This window comes from Amycolatopsis bullii, assembly GCF_014654205.1.
In the GTDB taxonomy this organism is placed as follows: domain Bacteria; phylum Actinomycetota; class Actinomycetes; order Mycobacteriales; family Pseudonocardiaceae; genus Amycolatopsis; species Amycolatopsis plumensis.
The window spans coordinates 203,241-217,875 of sequence record NZ_BNAW01000006.1 but is presented as its reverse complement, the minus strand read 5'-3'; the positions used below and the strand labels follow the sequence as shown (position 1 = coordinate 217,875).

At 70.1% G+C, this 14,635-nt stretch carries 16 protein-coding genes; 7 read left to right on the top strand and 9 right to left on the bottom strand.

The features are described 5' to 3' along the window. Nucleotides 1–108: 108 nt before the first annotated feature. The gene (gene lhgO / locus IE317_RS10980) at nt 109–1,296 is read left to right on the top strand and encodes an L-2-hydroxyglutarate oxidase (RefSeq protein ID WP_191308933.1); all 1,188 of its coding nucleotides are present in this window, start codon (nt 109–111) and stop codon (nt 1,294–1,296) included. Here lhgO and IE317_RS10975 read toward each other — a convergent pair. Then, on the bottom strand, nt 1,293–2,294 hold the full coding sequence (locus IE317_RS10975; RefSeq protein ID WP_191308931.1) for a DUF3558 family protein: 1,002 nt from the start codon (nt 2,292–2,294) through the stop codon (nt 1,293–1,295). The genes lhgO and IE317_RS10975 overlap by 4 nt on opposite strands. Before the next feature lie 65 nt (nt 2,295–2,359). Then, nucleotides 2,360–3,622, bottom strand: a complete 1,263-nt coding sequence (serS, locus tag IE317_RS10970) for a serine--tRNA ligase (RefSeq protein ID WP_191308929.1) — start codon at nt 3,620–3,622, stop codon at nt 2,360–2,362. A gap of 118 nt (nt 3,623–3,740) precedes the next feature. On the opposite strand from serS, the gene IE317_RS10965 reads away from it, so the two are divergent. Beyond that, the gene (locus IE317_RS10965; RefSeq protein WP_191308927.1) at nt 3,741–5,030 is read left to right on the top strand and encodes an aspartate aminotransferase family protein; all 1,290 of its coding nucleotides are present in this window, start codon (nt 3,741–3,743) and stop codon (nt 5,028–5,030) included. 64 nt (nt 5,031–5,094) lie between these two features. On the opposite strand, the gene IE317_RS10960 is transcribed toward IE317_RS10965, so the two are convergent. Further along, the gene (locus IE317_RS10960; RefSeq protein WP_191308925.1) at nt 5,095–6,000 is read right to left on the bottom strand and encodes a haloalkane dehalogenase; all 906 of its coding nucleotides are present in this window, start codon (nt 5,998–6,000) and stop codon (nt 5,095–5,097) included. Nucleotides 6,001–6,096: 96 nt separating this feature from the next. Here IE317_RS10960 and IE317_RS10955 point away from each other — a divergent pair, with 96 nt between their 5' ends. Continuing rightward, nucleotides 6,097–6,534: an ester cyclase gene (locus IE317_RS10955; RefSeq protein WP_191308923.1), complete on the top strand. Its 438-nt coding sequence runs from the start codon at nt 6,097–6,099 to the stop codon at nt 6,532–6,534. Nucleotides 6,535–6,539: 5 nt separating this feature from the next. Here IE317_RS10955 and IE317_RS10950 read toward each other — a convergent pair whose 3' ends face one another. The 3 genes from IE317_RS10950 to IE317_RS10940 are packed head-to-tail and all read right to left on the bottom strand — an operon-like array spanning nt 6,540 to nt 8,796. Next, entirely contained in the window at nt 6,540–6,992 is a 453-nt protein-coding gene (locus IE317_RS10950; RefSeq protein ID WP_191308921.1) for a DUF350 domain-containing protein, read from the bottom strand. A gap of 37 nt (nt 6,993–7,029) precedes the next feature. After that, nucleotides 7,030–8,196, bottom strand: a complete 1,167-nt coding sequence (locus tag IE317_RS10945) for a glutathionylspermidine synthase family protein (protein ID WP_191308919.1) — start codon at nt 8,194–8,196, stop codon at nt 7,030–7,032. After that, entirely contained in the window at nt 8,197–8,796 is a 600-nt protein-coding gene (locus IE317_RS10940) for a hypothetical protein (RefSeq protein WP_229902632.1), read from the bottom strand. Between the two features lie 94 nt (nt 8,797–8,890). On the opposite strand from IE317_RS10940, the gene IE317_RS10935 reads away from it, so the two are divergent. The 4 genes from IE317_RS10935 (at nt 8,891) to IE317_RS10920 (ending at nt 12,212) form a co-directional block, all read left to right on the top strand. After that, nucleotides 8,891–9,919, top strand: coding sequence for a septum formation family protein (locus tag IE317_RS10935; protein WP_191308916.1), 1,029 nt, complete (start codon nt 8,891–8,893; stop codon nt 9,917–9,919). Continuing rightward, entirely contained in the window at nt 9,919–10,269 is a 351-nt protein-coding gene (locus IE317_RS10930; RefSeq protein WP_020642760.1) for a metallopeptidase family protein, read from the top strand. The genes IE317_RS10935 and IE317_RS10930 overlap by 1 nt, the downstream gene beginning before the upstream one ends. 167 nt (nt 10,270–10,436) lie before the next feature. Next, complete coding sequence (locus IE317_RS10925; protein WP_191308915.1) at nt 10,437–11,702, top strand: MFS transporter; 1,266 nt, start codon at nt 10,437–10,439, stop codon at nt 11,700–11,702. Between the two features lie 39 nt (nt 11,703–11,741). Further along, complete coding sequence (locus IE317_RS10920; protein WP_191308913.1) at nt 11,742–12,212, top strand: hypothetical protein; 471 nt, start codon at nt 11,742–11,744, stop codon at nt 12,210–12,212. A gap of 51 nt (nt 12,213–12,263) precedes the next feature. Here IE317_RS10920 and IE317_RS10915 read toward each other — a convergent pair whose 3' ends face one another. From IE317_RS10915 to pheA, 3 genes are all read right to left on the bottom strand, one after another. Next, a complete protein-coding gene (locus IE317_RS10915; protein WP_191309140.1) occupies nt 12,264–12,908 on the bottom strand; it encodes a DUF4232 domain-containing protein in 645 nt (214 codons plus the stop codon). Between the two features lie 117 nt (nt 12,909–13,025). Further along, nucleotides 13,026–13,643, bottom strand: coding sequence for a histidine phosphatase family protein (locus IE317_RS10910; protein ID WP_191308911.1), 618 nt, complete (start codon nt 13,641–13,643; stop codon nt 13,026–13,028). Beyond that, nucleotides 13,640–14,548, bottom strand: coding sequence for a prephenate dehydratase (gene pheA, locus IE317_RS10905; RefSeq protein ID WP_191308909.1), 909 nt, complete (start codon nt 14,546–14,548; stop codon nt 13,640–13,642). Before pheA ends, IE317_RS10910 begins: the two co-directional genes overlap by 4 nt. Between the last annotated feature and the right edge of the window lie 87 nt (nt 14,549–14,635).

Sequence of the window (14,635 nt, the reverse complement as noted above, 5' to 3'; positions counted from 1 at the left end):
CACCTACCGCTGAACGGCAACAGCCACCTCGTGCCCGTCCAGCAGCCTCCGGCCACCGCGTGGCGGGCCTTTCTTAACCACCTGGTGAGACTCGCGTAGCCTCTCACCGTGCGTAATGTGGTAGTCGTCGGGGGCGGGATCGTCGGTCTGGCCGTGGCCTGGGAGCTGACCAGGCGCGGGCTGGACGTCACCGTCCTGGAAAAGGAATCCCGCTGGGCGGCCCACCAGACCGGCCACAACTCGAACGTCGTGCACGCCGGGCTCTACTACAAGCCCGGGTCCTTCAAAGCGCAGATGTCCGTGGCCGGGAATCGGTCCATCGTGGACTTCGCGCGGCAGTACGGCGTGCCCGTCGAGGTGTGCGGGAAGCTCGTCGTCGCCACGCGCGAAAGCGAGATTCCCGCCCTGACCACCCTCGCCGAGCGCGCCGAGGCCAACGGCGTCCCGGCGAAGCAGATCTCGCCCGCCGAAGCGCGTGAGTACGAGCCCGAGGTCGCCTGCGTGGCCGCCTTGCGGGTCGAATCCACCGGGATCATCGACTTCCCGGCCGTCTGCCACACGCTCGTCCGGTTGCTCGACGAGACCGGCGCCGACCTGCGGCTGGACTCGCCCGCGGTGGCCATCCGAGCCGGGCGCAACGGCGGGGTCGAGGTCGCCACCGGCGATGACGTCGTCCAGGCCGACGCGCTGGTGAACTGCGCCGGCCTGCACTCCGACCGGGTGGCGCGGCTGGCCGGGCTGACGCCGTCGGCGAAGATCGTGCCGTTCCGCGGTGAGTACTACGAGCTCAAGCCGGACCGGCGGCACCTGGTCAAGGGCCTGATCTACCCCGTGCCGGACCCGACGCTGCCGTTCCTCGGCGTGCACCTCACGCGCATGCTCGACGGCAGCGTCCACGCCGGCCCGAACGCCGTGCTCGCGCTGCGCCGCGAGGGCTACCGGTGGCGCGACTTCTCCGCGAAGGACGTCGCCGAGGTCGCCGCCTTCCCGGGCGCCTGGCGGCTCGCCCGCAAGTACGCGTTCCCGACCGGGCTCGACGAGGTCCGCCGCTCGTTCTCGAAAAAACGCTTCGCCGCGAGCCTCGTCCGGCTCGTCCCGGCCGTCACCGAGGACGACATCGTCCGGCACGGCTCCGGCGTGCGTGCCCAGGCCATGCGCCGCGACGGCTCGCTCGTCGACGACTTCCTCATCGAGACCGCGCGCGACCAGGTGCACGTCCTGAACGCGCCGTCGCCGGCCGCGACGAGCGCGCTGGAGATCGCGCGCCACATCGCCGATCAGGTGTCGAAGGACTAACCCGGCAGGTTCGCCGTCACCAGCGGCAGGCCCTGCTTCACGGTGTCGCAGGTCTTCGCGTCGTCGCCGATGAAGCCGCTGACCACCTGCACCGACGACGTGTCGGTGATCGCCAGGGTCGCGCCGCAGGTCACCCGCAGGCCGCCCATGTTCGGGAACAGGCCCCACTTCCGGCCGCCGACGTCGACGGTCTCGGTCGGGTTGACGCCCTTCGCGCCCGGCCACTCCCCGACCGGCGTGCTGGGCCCGAACCAGACCTCGAACGCCTTCTGGCCGCCGTCGCCGTCGGTGTCGTCCCAGAGGCAGAACGACGCGTTCGGCACCGTGGACGAGGTGTCCTTCTTCCCGTCCGGCGAGATGTCCTTCAGCTGGGCCACCTGGTCCGGCTTCAGCATGGCGCAGGGGTCCGCCGACAGCAGCGGTCCGCTCGGTTCGGGCTTCGCCGACGCCGACGGCGTGATCGGTGGCGCGTCCTGGCCGCCCGGCAGGTGGGCCGCGACCTGCGGGATCGCGAGCTTGGCCAGCTCGCACGACCGGTCGAGCTTGCCCGCCGAGACGCCGACGTAGGCAAACGACTTGGCCCCGAGCAAGGCGTAGAACGTGCAGTCGTCCGGCATGATCGAGGCGTACTGCGTCCAGCTCAGCCCGCCGATCTGCTGCGGCTCGGACTTCTTGACGGCGCCGGAGATGTACTCGTTGAAGTCCAGGTCCGCGGCGAGGCCGACGTTCAGGATGGCCAGCGGCTCGACGTCGTCCTTCGAGTTCCACAGGCACATCGGCGGCTGGAGCCGGTCCTTGTTCTCCTTGACCGGCTTACCCGGGGACTTGTAGCCGAGGGCGTCGACCTGGGCTTCGTCGAGCAGCGCGCAGGCGTCGACGGCCTTGACGACCGGGCCCTGGCCCGGCACCGGCGACGCCGAACCGCCGACCGTCACCGTGCAGCCGGTCACCACCGTCACGGCCACCAGCGCCACCGCCACCTGCCACCTCATGCGCATGAAGTCCTCCCGTTCGGCCCGGACTGTACTGGGACGAACGGAGCAGCACCGCGGATCCGCCCGATTCAGCGAGGCGTGAGGACTTCCTTGCCGCCGACGAACGGGCGCAGCGCCTCCGGCACGCGGACCGAACCGTCCTCCTGCTGGTGGTTCTCGACGATCGCGACGATCCACCGGGTGGTGGCCAGGGTGCCGTTGAGCGTCGCGGCGATCTGCGGCTTGCCGTTCTCGTCGCGGTAGCGGACCGAGAGGCGGCGGGCCTGGAACGTCGTGCAGTTCGACGTCGAGGTCAGCTCGCGGTAGGTCTCCTGGGTCGGGATCCACGCTTCGCAGTCGAACTTGCGGTGCGCGGACGTGCCGAGGTCGCCGGTCGCGGTGTCGATCACCCGGTAGGGCACCTCGATCTTCGCGAGCATCTGCTCTTCCCAGCCGAGCAGCCGCTCGTGCTCCGCCTCGGCGTCGGCCGGCTTGGCGTAGACGAACATCTCGACCTTGTCGAACTGGTGGACGCGGATGATCCCGCGGGTGTCCTTGCCGTACGAGCCGGCCTCGCGGCGGTAGCAGGACGACCAGCCCGCGTAGCGGTTCGGACCGTTTTCGAGGTCGAGGATCTCGTCGGCGTGGAAGCCCGCGAGCGGCACCTCGGACGTGCCGACGAGGTAGAGGTCGTCGTCCTCGAGGTGGTAGATCTCGCTCGAGTGCTGCCCGAGGAAGCCGGTGCCGGCCATGATTTCCGGGCGGACCAGCGACGGCGTGATCATCGGCGTGAAGCCGTTCTCGAGAGCCTGCGCGATGGCCATGTTGAGCAGGCCGAGCTGCAGCTGCGCGCCGACGCCGGTGAGGAAGTAGAACCGCGACCCCGAGACCTTCGCGCCGCGTTCCATGTCGACGCCGCCGAGGCCTTCGAGCAGCTCGAGGTGGTCCTTCGGGGTGAAGCCGAGCTTCGTCGGCTCGCCGACGTGCTTGAGGACGGTGAAGTCGTCCTCGCCGCCGATAGGGGCGTCCGGGTGGACGAGGTTCGGCAGGGTCCGGAAGAGCTGGTCGAACTCCTCCGACGCGGTGTTCTGCTCCGCCTCGGCCGCCTTGACCTGCGCGGCGAGCTCCTTGGCCGTGGCCAGCAGCTGCTGCTTCTCCTCCGGCGGCGCCTTCGGGATCTGCTTGCCCAGGAGTTTCTGCTCGTTGCGCAGCTTGTCGGCGGCCGCGATCGAAGACCGGCGCCGGGTGTCGAGGGAGAGCAGTTTGTCGACCACTCCCTCGTCTTCACCACGAGCGCGCTGCGACGCGCGCACGGCTTCCGGGTCATCGCGCAGAGTCCTGGGGTCAATCACGGGTCAGAGGGTAGTCCGTACAGACTGTGCGGCCCTACTGGGTTATCCCGACAGTCTGATCGTTGAAGCGCTGTTCACGGCCTCCTCATACTCGCTTGAGACCCCGAGGAGGCGTTCGATGACCGATGAGCTGCTGGCCCGGCACCGCGCAGTCATGCCGTCCTGGATGTCGCTGCTCTACGAGGAGCCGATCGAGATCGTGCACGCGCACGACCGCCGGATGACGGACTCGAAGGGCCGCACCTACCTGGACTTCTTCGCGGGGGTGCTGACCAACTCGATGGGCTACGACGTCGCCGAGATCGGCGACGCGGTCCGCAAGCAGCTCGACACGGGCATCCTCCACACGTCGACCCTCTATTTGATCCGGTCCCAGGTCGAGCTGGCCGAGCGGATCGCGAAGCTGTCGAACATCCCGGACGCGAAGGTGTTCTTCACGAACTCGGGCAGCGAGGCCAACGACACGGCCCTGATGCTGGCCACGCAGTTCAGGCGCAGCAACCAGGTGCTGGCGATGCGCAATTCGTATCACGGTCGTTCGTTCGGAACGGTCGCGATCACCGGCAACCGCGGCTGGTCGGCCTCGGCCCTCAGCCCGGTCAAGGTCAACTACGTCCACGGCGGCTACCGGTATCGAAGCCCGTTCCGTTCGCTCCCGGACGCCGAGTACATCGACGCGTGCGTCGCGGACCTGGTGGACGTCCTCGACACGGCAACGGCGGGCGACGTGGCCTGCCTGATCGCCGAGCCGATCCAGGGCGTGGGCGGCTTCAGCCTCCCGCCGGACGGCTTGTTCCGGGCGATGAAGGAGGTCCTGGACTCGTACGGCGTCCTGTTCATCTCGGACGAGGTCCAGACGGGCTGGGGCCGCACGGGCGAGCACTTCTGGGGCATCGAAGCCCACGGCGTGACCCCGGACATGATGACGTTCGCCAAGGGCCTGGGCAACGGCCTGGCGGTGGGTGGGGTCGTGGCCCGCGGAGACGTGCTGGACTGTTTCCAGGCCCAGTCGTTCTCGACGTTCGGAGGCAACCCGGTATCGATGGCGGGCGCAACGGCGGTCCTGGACTACATCAAGGACCACGATCTCCAGGCGAACTGCGCGGCCCGAGGGGCGCAACTGCTCTCGGGCCTCCGGGCGGCCGACTCGCCGATCGTGGCGGAGGTCCGCGGCAAGGGCTTGATGATCGGCGTCGAGCTGATCAAGCCGGGAACAACGGACCCGAACGTCCCAGCAGCGGCCAGGATGCTGGAGGAGACGAAGAAGCGAGGACTCCTGATCGGAAAGGGAGGCCTGCACGGCAACGTACTGAGGCTGGGCCCGCCGATGACCCTGACGGCCGAGGAAGCCCAGGAGGGCTTGGAAATCCTGGTGGACGCACTGGCAGCAACCCACGCAGCCCTCTGAAACAGAAGGAGCAGGCTGGTCATCCCAGAGCCTGCCCGTCCGGCGAGGACAGTCTTTTCTTTTCTCAGCCCCGAACAAACCTCGCCACGTGCTCCGCCAGCTCCTCCCCCTTGTCCTCCTGCAGAAAGTGCCCCGCCCCGCCAATCACCGGATGCTCCACCCCAGCAGCCCCCCGCATGGCCCGCCGCAGCACCGGCGCCATCCCACCCGTGATCGGATCCCCGTCGGAAAACGCCACCAGGAACGGAATCTCCAGCTTCGTCAACGTCTTCCACGCCGCCCGGTTCGCTTCCGAAGCGGGATCATCCGGCCGATACGGCACCAACGACGGCATCGCCCGCGGCCCCGCCTTGTACGTCTCGTTCGGGAACGGTGCGTCGTAAGCCTTCCGCTCCGCGTCCGAAAGCACCGAAGCGCAGCCGGACTGGACGAACCGCGCCACGTCCAGCACCGGCGCCTTCTCGACCGCCGTCCGGAACGCGTGCCACGCCGGCGGCATGTCGGTGTCCCCGGTCGGCAGGCCCGTGTTCGAAGCCACCACCCGCGCGAACCGGGACGGCGACGAAGCCACCATCCGCAACCCGATCAAGCCGCCCCAGTCCTGGCCGACCAGCGTCACGTCACGCAGGTCGAGCGCGTCGAACGCGAAGGCGCGCATCCACTCCACGTGCCGGGCGTACGAATGGTCCGCCAGGTCGCCCGGCTTGTCGGAGCGGCCGAAGCCGACCAGGTCCGGGGCGATCGCCCGCAGGCCCGCGGCGGCCAGCACCGGCAGCATCTTGCGGTACAGGAACGACCAGCTCGGCTCGCCGTGCAGCAGCAGGACCACCGGGCCGTCCGCCGGGCCTGCCTCGACGTACCCCACTCTGATCCGGCCGCCATGGGGGTCCGGCAGCTCCGCGTAGCGGGGCTCGTACGGGAAATCGGGCAGGTCCGTGAACCGGTCTTCCGGTGTCCTCAGCAGGCGCACGCACCCCACGCTAGTGCGAACAGCCCAGCACGGCCACGATCATGCCGTAACGCCCCTGGACGGCCCACGACTTCCGGTAGAGGGAAGGGGCCGCCCATGACGTCCGATGCCGAACTCGCCGTGCGGTACGTCGACTACCTCGTCGGCGGCGACGAGGCCATCCTCGAAGAGGCGTTCGCGCCCGACTTCCTCGACCACGTCAGCGGACGCCGCGGCACCGACATGATGCGGGTCGTGCGGGGCTGGCTGGAGCGCAGCTTCGCCGGCCTGAACTACGACGTGCACGCCGTCACCAGCGGCGACGGTGTCGTGATGATCTGGTTCTCCAGCTACGGCACGCACGTCGGGAGCGAGTTCCCGCAGTTCGCAGGCCGGCAGCCGACCGGGCGGCGGATCGTCGCGGAAGCGGTGCACATCTTCCGCGTCCGCGACGGGCGGTTGGCCGAACACTGGGCGGTGCGGGACGACCTCGGCGTGCTCCGGCAGCTCGAGGGCGGCGAAGCCCCTGGAGAACGACCCCGCCGCCCGGCCTGAACCGCTCAGGAGATGCCGACCGCCACCACGAGACCCAGGCCGAGGTGCGCCGCCGCGACGACGATGCTCACCGGGGCGAACTTCTCGCTCTCGATGGTCGAGGCCACGTCGATGCGGGTCGCCCACTCCAGCAGCCGGACCGCGACCACCTGGACGACGATCCCCAGCAGGCCGTAGACCAGCGAGGTGATCAGGCCTTCGGTGAGGTCGCTGGCGGAGTTGAAGATCGCCACCACGACGATGAACGCCATCGAGAGCATCCCGGACGCGGTCACGATCACCGCGTTCGGCAGGCCCTGCGTCACCAGCTTGGACAGCTTGCCCGGCGTGGTCCAGTCGATCGCGTAGAAGCCGGCGAACATCAGCAGCAGGCCGATGACGCCGTACAGCAGGATCGCGCCGATCCCCCGCACGAGGTCGGAGCCGAACGTGTCGGACAGCGCAAGCGTCGAGGTCACGAGTTTTCTCCCGAAAGGTCAGCGATGGGGTGTTTTATCACGACTCGACGATGCGGTGTGGGACGAAGGCCGCACCGTCGTCGGTGACCAGGCCGCCGGTCTCGCGGATGCCCAGCCCGGCGGAGCTGTCGCCGACGATCCACGCGCCGAGCGCCGGCCGGTAGCCGTCGAATTCGGGCAGCGGGTCGAACGCCTGGTAGACGAAGCCTTCAGCACCGTAGACGCCGTCGGTCTGGGTCTCGTAGCCGGTCGCGACGATCTGGACGTTCGCGCCCTCACGGCCCAGCTTCGGCTTGCGGACGTACTCCGTCAGCAGGCCGGGGTCGTCGGCGAACGCGGGCAGCAGGTTCGGGTGGCCCGGGTAGTTCTCCCACAGGATCGCCAGCAGCGTCTTGTTGGAGAGGATCATCTTCCACAGCGGCTCGATCCACAGCGTCCGCGGCAGCGACTCGACGGCGTGGCGGCCGAACTCCTCGTCGACCACCCACTCCCACGGGTACAGCTTCAGCACGGTCGCCATCTGCGCCTCTTCGAGGTCGACGAACCGCTTGAGCACCGGGTCCCAGCCGATCTCCTCGATCGCCAGGCCCACCGTGTCGAGGCCGGCCTCGGCCGCCGTCTCCTGCAGGTACGCCGTCGTGACGTTGTCCTCGCCCGAAGGGTCGGCCGCCGACCAGGTGAAGTGCAGTTCGTTCGACGGCAGCTTGTCCTGCAGCTGCGTCCACCGCTCGACGAGCTTCTCGTGGATCGAGTTCCACTGGTCGTCGTCCGGGAAGACGTCGGTCTTCCAGTGCCACTGCAGCAGCGACGCCTCCAGCAGCGTGGTCGGCGTGTCCGCGTTGTACTCCAGCAGCTTCGCCGGCGACTTGCCGTCGTAGCGCAGGTCGAACCGGCCGTAGACGTGCGGGTCCTGCCGCTTCCACGACTCGGCGATGTGCGGCCAGACCCACTCGGGGATGCCGAACCGCCGGTAGCCCTCGGTCGTCACGACGTTGTCGACGGCTTCCAGGCACATCGAGTGCAGCAGTTCGACGTCGGCCTCGAGCGAGAGGACCTCGTCCATTTCGAAGACGTAGTGCACGGACTCGTCCCAGTACGGCCGCACCCGGCCGCTGCTGTCGCGGGCCGGCGTGCCGTAGACGAGCCCCTGCTCTTCGACGATCCGCTGCCAGTCGCGCCGCGGCTCTCGCCGATCCCGGTACACCTACGATCCCCCGCTCTTGCCGCTGCCGCCGCTGCCGCTCTTGCCGCTGATGCCGAACCCGCCGCGCTGGACGGACTTGCCCGTCTTCGTCGTGACGTTGGTGCGGGCCGACGGCGGGTCGTACGAGCCACCGGTCACCCGCTGGCCGACCACACCGGTGCCGCCGTAGTTGTAGCGGTAGCTGTTGTAGCCGCCACCCGGGATCGGCAGGAACAGGAAGCCACCGCTGTGGTAGCCGCCGTGGCTGGTGACGTAGTTGTCGTCGCAGTAGTCGTCGTTCTGGACGACGACGCCGTTCTTGTCGGTGCAGACCGCCGTGACGTTCTCGGTCTTCGCCACCGTGTAGAACGTCGCGACCAGGCCGACGAGCCCGACCGTGACGCCGCTGCCGATCAGGACCTTGCGCCGCGTTGCCGCCTTGGCGTCGGCCTGGCGGGCCAGCTCCTCGTTCCGTTCCTCCTGGGCCAGCGCCTGCTGCCGGGCCCGCTGCTCGGCCAGCGAAGGCTGACGAGGCTGGGTGTTCGAGTCCTGAAACCTCATCGAGCCGCGCTTCGGCGGCTCGGGGGGCGGCTGGTCCCCAGTATTGTTGTCCTGCGTCATGTGCGCTCCGTAATCACCGGCCACCGCGAAACCGTGACCACCCTAACCACCCGGACCGCGCACGTCATGCGCGGCGCGGGCATCATGGACTGCGATGTCTCCCAGCGCCGATCGGTTCCCCACCGCGACCCAGACACTGCGCACCCGCGTCGTGATGGGTGGGATCTTCGCGGGCGCGCTCATCGCGCTCGCGCTCAGCGTCGTCTTCTCGTGGAGCGACGGCATCACCGGCGGGTCCGGCGGGGGCGCGGGCCGGTTGTCCGCGGCGGCCCAGGAGGCGTTCCACTCACCTCCCGGCAGCTGCCTGACCTGGGACAACCCGGACGCGAGCGACGCGCGGAAGGTGGCCTGCACCGAGCCGCACCTGTTCGAGGTGACCACGCTCGTGGACATCGGCGCCCAGTACCCGGAGGACGCGCCGGTCCCCTCGCTGGACCAGTGGCAGCAGATCGCGCAGCAGAAGTGCACCGCGGACGTGAAGCCGTACCTCGGGCACAAGCTCGACCCCTACGGCAAGCTCACCACGAACCTGCTCCGCCCCACGCCGTCACAGTGGGAAGACGGCGACCGCCAGCTGCGGTGCGGCCTGCAGTGGGCCGGCCCCGGCGGCCGGCTGCTGCCGACGACCGGGCCGGCCAAGGACCAGGACCAGTCGCTGGTCTTCGAGCCGGGCACCTGCCTGGCCCTGCTCGGCAAGGGCGTCGGCGATCCGATCGACTGCACGAAGCCGCACTCGTACGAGATCGTCGCGACCCTCGACCTCAAGTCGAACTTCAAGGAGGGCTACCCCTCCCAGGACAACCAGAAGGCCTGGCTCGACACCGAGTGCAACAAGGCTGCGGGCAGCTACACCGGCGGCGCCGACCTCGACGCGAAGAAGCTGATCCTGACCTGGGACCTGCGGGAGCAGGAGAGCTGGGACACCGGCTCGACCAAGGTCAACTGCAAGGTGGCCGCGGTGCTGCCCGACAAGAGCGGCCTGCAGGCGGTGACCGGCAGCATCAAGGCCGCCCCGGCCGGCCAGGACGGCGGCCAGCCCCAGGACGGTGGCCCGCCGTCGGACGGCGGCGGGGGCCCGGCCACGCAGAACCCGGCTCCCTCGACGGCGAAGCAGGGCGGCTGATGCCGGTCGAGATGAGCCGGGAGCGGTTCGAAGAGCTCGTCTCCGAAGCGCTGGACGAGGTGCCGCCCGAGTTCGCGCGCGCGATGGACAACGTCGTCGTGCTCGTCGAGGAGTTCAACGACGAAGCACCGGACATCCTCGGGCTCTACCACGGCATCGCGCTGACCGAGCGGACGTCGTCGTACGGCGGGGTGCTGCCCGACCGCATCTCGATCTACCGGCAGCCGATCCTGGCCATGTGCGAGGACGAGGACGAGGTCGTCGAGGAGGTCCTGATCACCGTCGTGCACGAGCTGGGCCACCACTTCGGCATCGACGACGCCCGGCTGCACGAGCTCGGCTGGGGCTGACCCGCGCGGATTTCCTCGTCGGTCCGGCACGTTCCACCGAATTCCGCGCCCACTACCGGAAACCGTCACGAGATTCACTGCTAGTGACAACGTGACCACGCGCAGCCATCTCCGCGGTTATCCTCGTACCCGAAGTCGTTGGGCATCGATTCGTGCGGGGAGGCACAGTGAACGAAGCCCGGAACGACGGAGGCGGCCGAAGACTCAGGTGGCTGCTGACGTCGAGCGCGGCGTCCCACCTGGGGGACGGCATCGGCAAGGTGGCCCTGCCCCTGCTGGCCACGACCCTGACCCGGGATCCGGTGCTCATCGCCGGGCTGTCCGCCACCCAGTTCCTGCCCTGGCTCCTGTTCGCCGCGGTCGCCGGCGCGCTGGTCGACCGGATCGACCGGCGGCGCGCGATGATCGTCGCGAACAGCGCCCGCGCGGTCGCGGTCGGCGTGCTGGCCGTGCTCGTGGCCGTCGGCGGCATGACGATCTGGCTGGTCTACCTGACCGCGTTGATCATCGGGACAGCCGAGACGATCGCGGACAGCGCGGCGAACGCGCTGATCCCGGCGGTCGTCGGCGACGGCTCGCTCGACGCGGCCAACAGCAAGCTGCAGGCCTGCGAAATCGTCGGCCAGACGTTCCTCGGCGGCCCGGTCGGCAGCCTGACTTTCGCGCTCTTCGCGGCCTTCCCGTTCGTCCTCAACTCCGCGGGCTTCGCGATCGCGGCGGCGGTGCTGCTCGGGCTGGCGGGCACCTACCGCGCCAGGGCGGAGACGCCGGTCAAACCGGCGAAACTGCGCACCGAACTTGCCGACGGCCTGCGCTGGCTGCGCGGGCACCCGCTGCTGCTTCGGCTGGTCGTCGTCGCGGGGCTGCTGAGCCTGGTCAGCGAGCTCGCCCAAGCGCAGCTGGTGCTCTACGCGCTCGAAGACCTCCACCTGTCCGACGCGACCTTCGGCTTCTTCGCGTTCGTCGGGGGTATCGGCGGGCTGCTCGGTGCGGGTGTCGCCCCACGGCTGGTGCGGGCGACCGGACGGCTGCCGGTGGTCACGGGCGGGATCGTCTGCTGCGGCCTCGGGTTCGGCGGGATGGGCTTGGTGCGCTCGCCGGTCGCGGGCGCGGCGCTGTTCGGCCTCTTCGCGGCCGCGGTGGTGGCGGTGAACGTCGTGCTCGCGACGGCCCGCCACACCCTTGTGCCCGGGGAGCTGCTCGGCCGGGTGCTCGGGGTGTGGCGCACGGTCGTCTGGGGGGCGATCCCGCTGGGCGCGCTGCTGGGCGGGGTGCTGACCGAGCAGCTCGGCTCGGCGGCGCGGACGTTCGCGGTGTCCGGCGTGGCGATGCTGGTGATCGCCGCGGTCGCGTTCGGCGCGCTGCGGCGCTCCTCCCTCGGTGACGAATCGGACTCAGCCGCGGCGCTGACACACCACGATCCGGGATTGTGAGCTGAAATAGCTCCTCACCCAGGTGGTGAGGAGGCAGTCATGCGCACCGTGGACCCGGGGACCGGCACCGACGCCGATCCCGACTTCGACGAGCCGTCGGACGAGTCCACGTCACCGCCGCCGTCGAGACGGCTGCTCGTGCTGAGCGCGGTGGCCGGGTTCGTGCTGGGCGGCAGCGTGCTCGGACTCCTGTGGGGACTGTCCGGAGTGCACGCGGGCGCCCTCGACGACGCCGTCGCGGCGTGCCAGGCGCTCGACCGCGTGGGCGAGCTGCCCGACACGAGCCGGGACGCCCAGCCCACGCTGACACCGGGCCTCAGCTCGGAGCGGCTGCACCGGATGGTGGCCGCGCGGGAGCTGTCGGCGGCCGCCGCCCAGGTGAACGCGAACTACCAGCCGCTGGCCGACCACATCGACGGCGTCAGCCGGATGGTGCTCAGCCTGCACTTCAGCGACGTCTCCGGCCAGCGGCACCTCACCGAGGCCAAGGAGATCTGCGGCCGCATCTGAACAGCCGGGCGAAGCCCGTCCGTTGAGGGTGGCGATGGGGCGCGGTCCGGGTTAGGCGGGGTGGACGGTCTTCACCGCGAGCTGGTTGCCGGGGATCTTCGTGCTCGCGCAGCCGGTGCCTTCGCTCGGCACGAAGTTCGACGCGGTTTCCTGCGGCAGGTAGATGCGCAGGCCCTTGACCGCCGTCGGCTGGCAGGTGCCCGGGTCGAAGTTGCGCACGTTGACGAACTGGATGTCCGCGGCCGCGGTCTGGCCGGGGTTCAGCTTGACGGCGTTGCCCTTGGTGCCTTCGCGGAAGGCGTCCTTGCCGACCTGGTGCCCGTCCGCACCGGCCACGTAGGACACGCCGGGGAACCCCTGGATGGTGCAGGGCTTCCCGCTGGAGTTCGTGATGAGCAGCGGCCGGTACACCGAGCCGGCGCCCGCGTCGCCCTGGCCGAGGGACAGCTTGACGTCCCCGGACTTGCACAACCCGTTGTCGGCGGGCTGGGCGGCGGGCGGCTCGGCCGGAGCCGAGGTCGTGGCGGGAGTCGAGGTGGCGGTGGTGACCGTGGTGGTGGCGGTCGGCGACACCGAGCTCGACGGCGTCGAGCTGCTCGCCGCGTTCGTCGTGCCGCCACCGCCGCACGCGGAGAGCGCGAGCACGCCCGCCGAAGCCGCGACGACCGGGAAAAACCGTGAAAGCTTCATGACAATCGCCTCCCTGGTGTGGTGCTACTGGGTAGACGTACCGGGTCGCGGCCGGGTTGGCTGCTTTCGTAAATTCCCCACCAGGCGTGTTCTAAACGTGACAGGATCACACTTTCGTGATCTTCAGAGAGGCGTGTCGACCCAGGTCAGGCAGCGCCACTGCCCCTCCGGCCGGGCCGCCAGCTCGACGAGCCCTGTGTTGGGGATCAGCGCCGCGTTGGCGACGTCCGCGTGGACGTTCGGCGCCAGCCACTCCGCGGCCAGCCGGATCGCGCCACCGTGGCTGACCAGGGCGATCACGCCGTCCGGGTCGGCCTGCTCGTGCTTGGCGCGCAGCCGGCCGACCGCGTCCAGCATCCGGGTGCGCACGCTCGTGCCGCTCTCGCCGCCGGGCAGCGACGGCGCCAGCTCGCCGAGCGTCCAGCGCCGGACCGTGTCCATGTAGGTCGGGATCGACGCGTGGTCGGTCGCCCCTTCGAGGTCACCCGCGACGACCTCGTGCACCCCGTCGACGACCTGCACGTCCAGCGAAAACCGCGCGGCCAGCGGGGCCGCCGTCTGCTGGGCGCGCGTCGCCTGGGACGCGTACACCGCGACCAGCGGCTCCTCCGCCAGCCGCGCCGCGAGCGCGTCCGCCTGCTGACGGCCGAGTTCGGTCAGCGGCGGGCCCGGCAGGGCGGTGTCCAGCGCGCCTCGGACGTTCCCGTCGGTCTGCCCGTGGCGAATGAGCAGCAGCCTCACGCCCGGTCCCCCTTGCGGACCGCGTCGGCCCACACGGCCGCTTCGACGAAGTCGTCGTTGCCGAAGCCCGGTTCGATCGTGGTGCGGGTCCCGTCGGCCCGCGGGTGCGAGCCGAGGAAGCGGAGGTTGCGGCAGTGCCGGCGCAACGCGGTCAGCGCGTCGAGGACCCGCGGCTCGGCCACGTGCCCTTCGAAGTCGATGAAGAAGCGGTACTCGCCGAAGTTGCTGCGCGTCGGCCGGGCGTCGAGCCGGGTCAGGTTGATGCCGCGGCTGGCCAGCTCGGTGAGCAGCTCGGCGAGCGTTCCGGTCCGGTTCGCGGCCGCGGCGACCACGGACGTCCGGTCGGCCCCCGTCGGCTCCGGCAGCTCGCCCGGCGCACGCACCAGCAGGAACCGCGTCGCCGCGTCGGGGACGTCGGCGACCCCCTCGGCCAGCACCTCGAGGCCGTAGTGCTCGTTCGCGACCGGCGCGCAGACGGCCGCGTCGAAGGTGCCTTCCCGCACGCCGACCGCGGCGGCGGACGTCGACGACGACGCCACCGGGTCCGCGTCCGGCAGGTTCTCCTCGAGCCACTCGCGGACCTGGGCCAGTGCGTGCGGGTGGCTGGCGACGGTCTTGATGTCGCCACCGCCGGGCCGGGTCAGCACGCTGAAGTGGATCGGCAGGATGGTCTCGGCGACGGCGACCAGCGGGGCCGCCTCGCTGAGCGCGTCGAGCGTGGCGGGCACCACGCCCTCGACCGAGTTTTCGATGGGGACGCACGCCGCGTCCGCCTCGCCGTTGCGGACGGCCGTCATCGCCAGCCGGACGGTCTCGACCGGGATCAGTTCTTCGCCGGCGGCGAGCACCCGCGCGGCCTGTTCGGTGAAGGTCCCTCGGGGGCCGAAGTATGCGATCCGTGACACAGCACCCAGGCTACGGGGCCTGACCGTGGCGACATTCACTCGGACAGCCGGTACGGGAACCGGTTACGCCGGGTGGCATTTTTTGCG

Coding starts and splice junctions, on each gene's coding strand:
- IE317_RS10975 (WP_191308931.1), bottom strand. CDS start 2,294: ATGCGCATGAGGTGGCAGGTGGCGGTGGCGCTGGTGGCCGTGACGGTG.
- IE317_RS10965 (WP_191308927.1), top strand. CDS start 3,741: ATGACCGATGAGCTGCTGGCCCGGCACCGCGCAGTCATGCCGTCCTGG.
- IE317_RS10955 (WP_191308923.1), top strand. CDS start 6,097: ATGACGTCCGATGCCGAACTCGCCGTGCGGTACGTCGACTACCTCGTC.
- IE317_RS10940 (WP_229902632.1), bottom strand. CDS start 8,796: ATGACGCAGGACAACAATACTGGGGACCAGCCGCCCCCCGAGCCGCCG.
- IE317_RS10935 (WP_191308916.1), top strand. CDS start 8,891: ATGTCTCCCAGCGCCGATCGGTTCCCCACCGCGACCCAGACACTGCGC.
- IE317_RS10930 (WP_020642760.1), top strand. CDS start 9,919: ATGCCGGTCGAGATGAGCCGGGAGCGGTTCGAAGAGCTCGTCTCCGAA.
- IE317_RS10920 (WP_191308913.1), top strand. CDS start 11,742: ATGCGCACCGTGGACCCGGGGACCGGCACCGACGCCGATCCCGACTTC.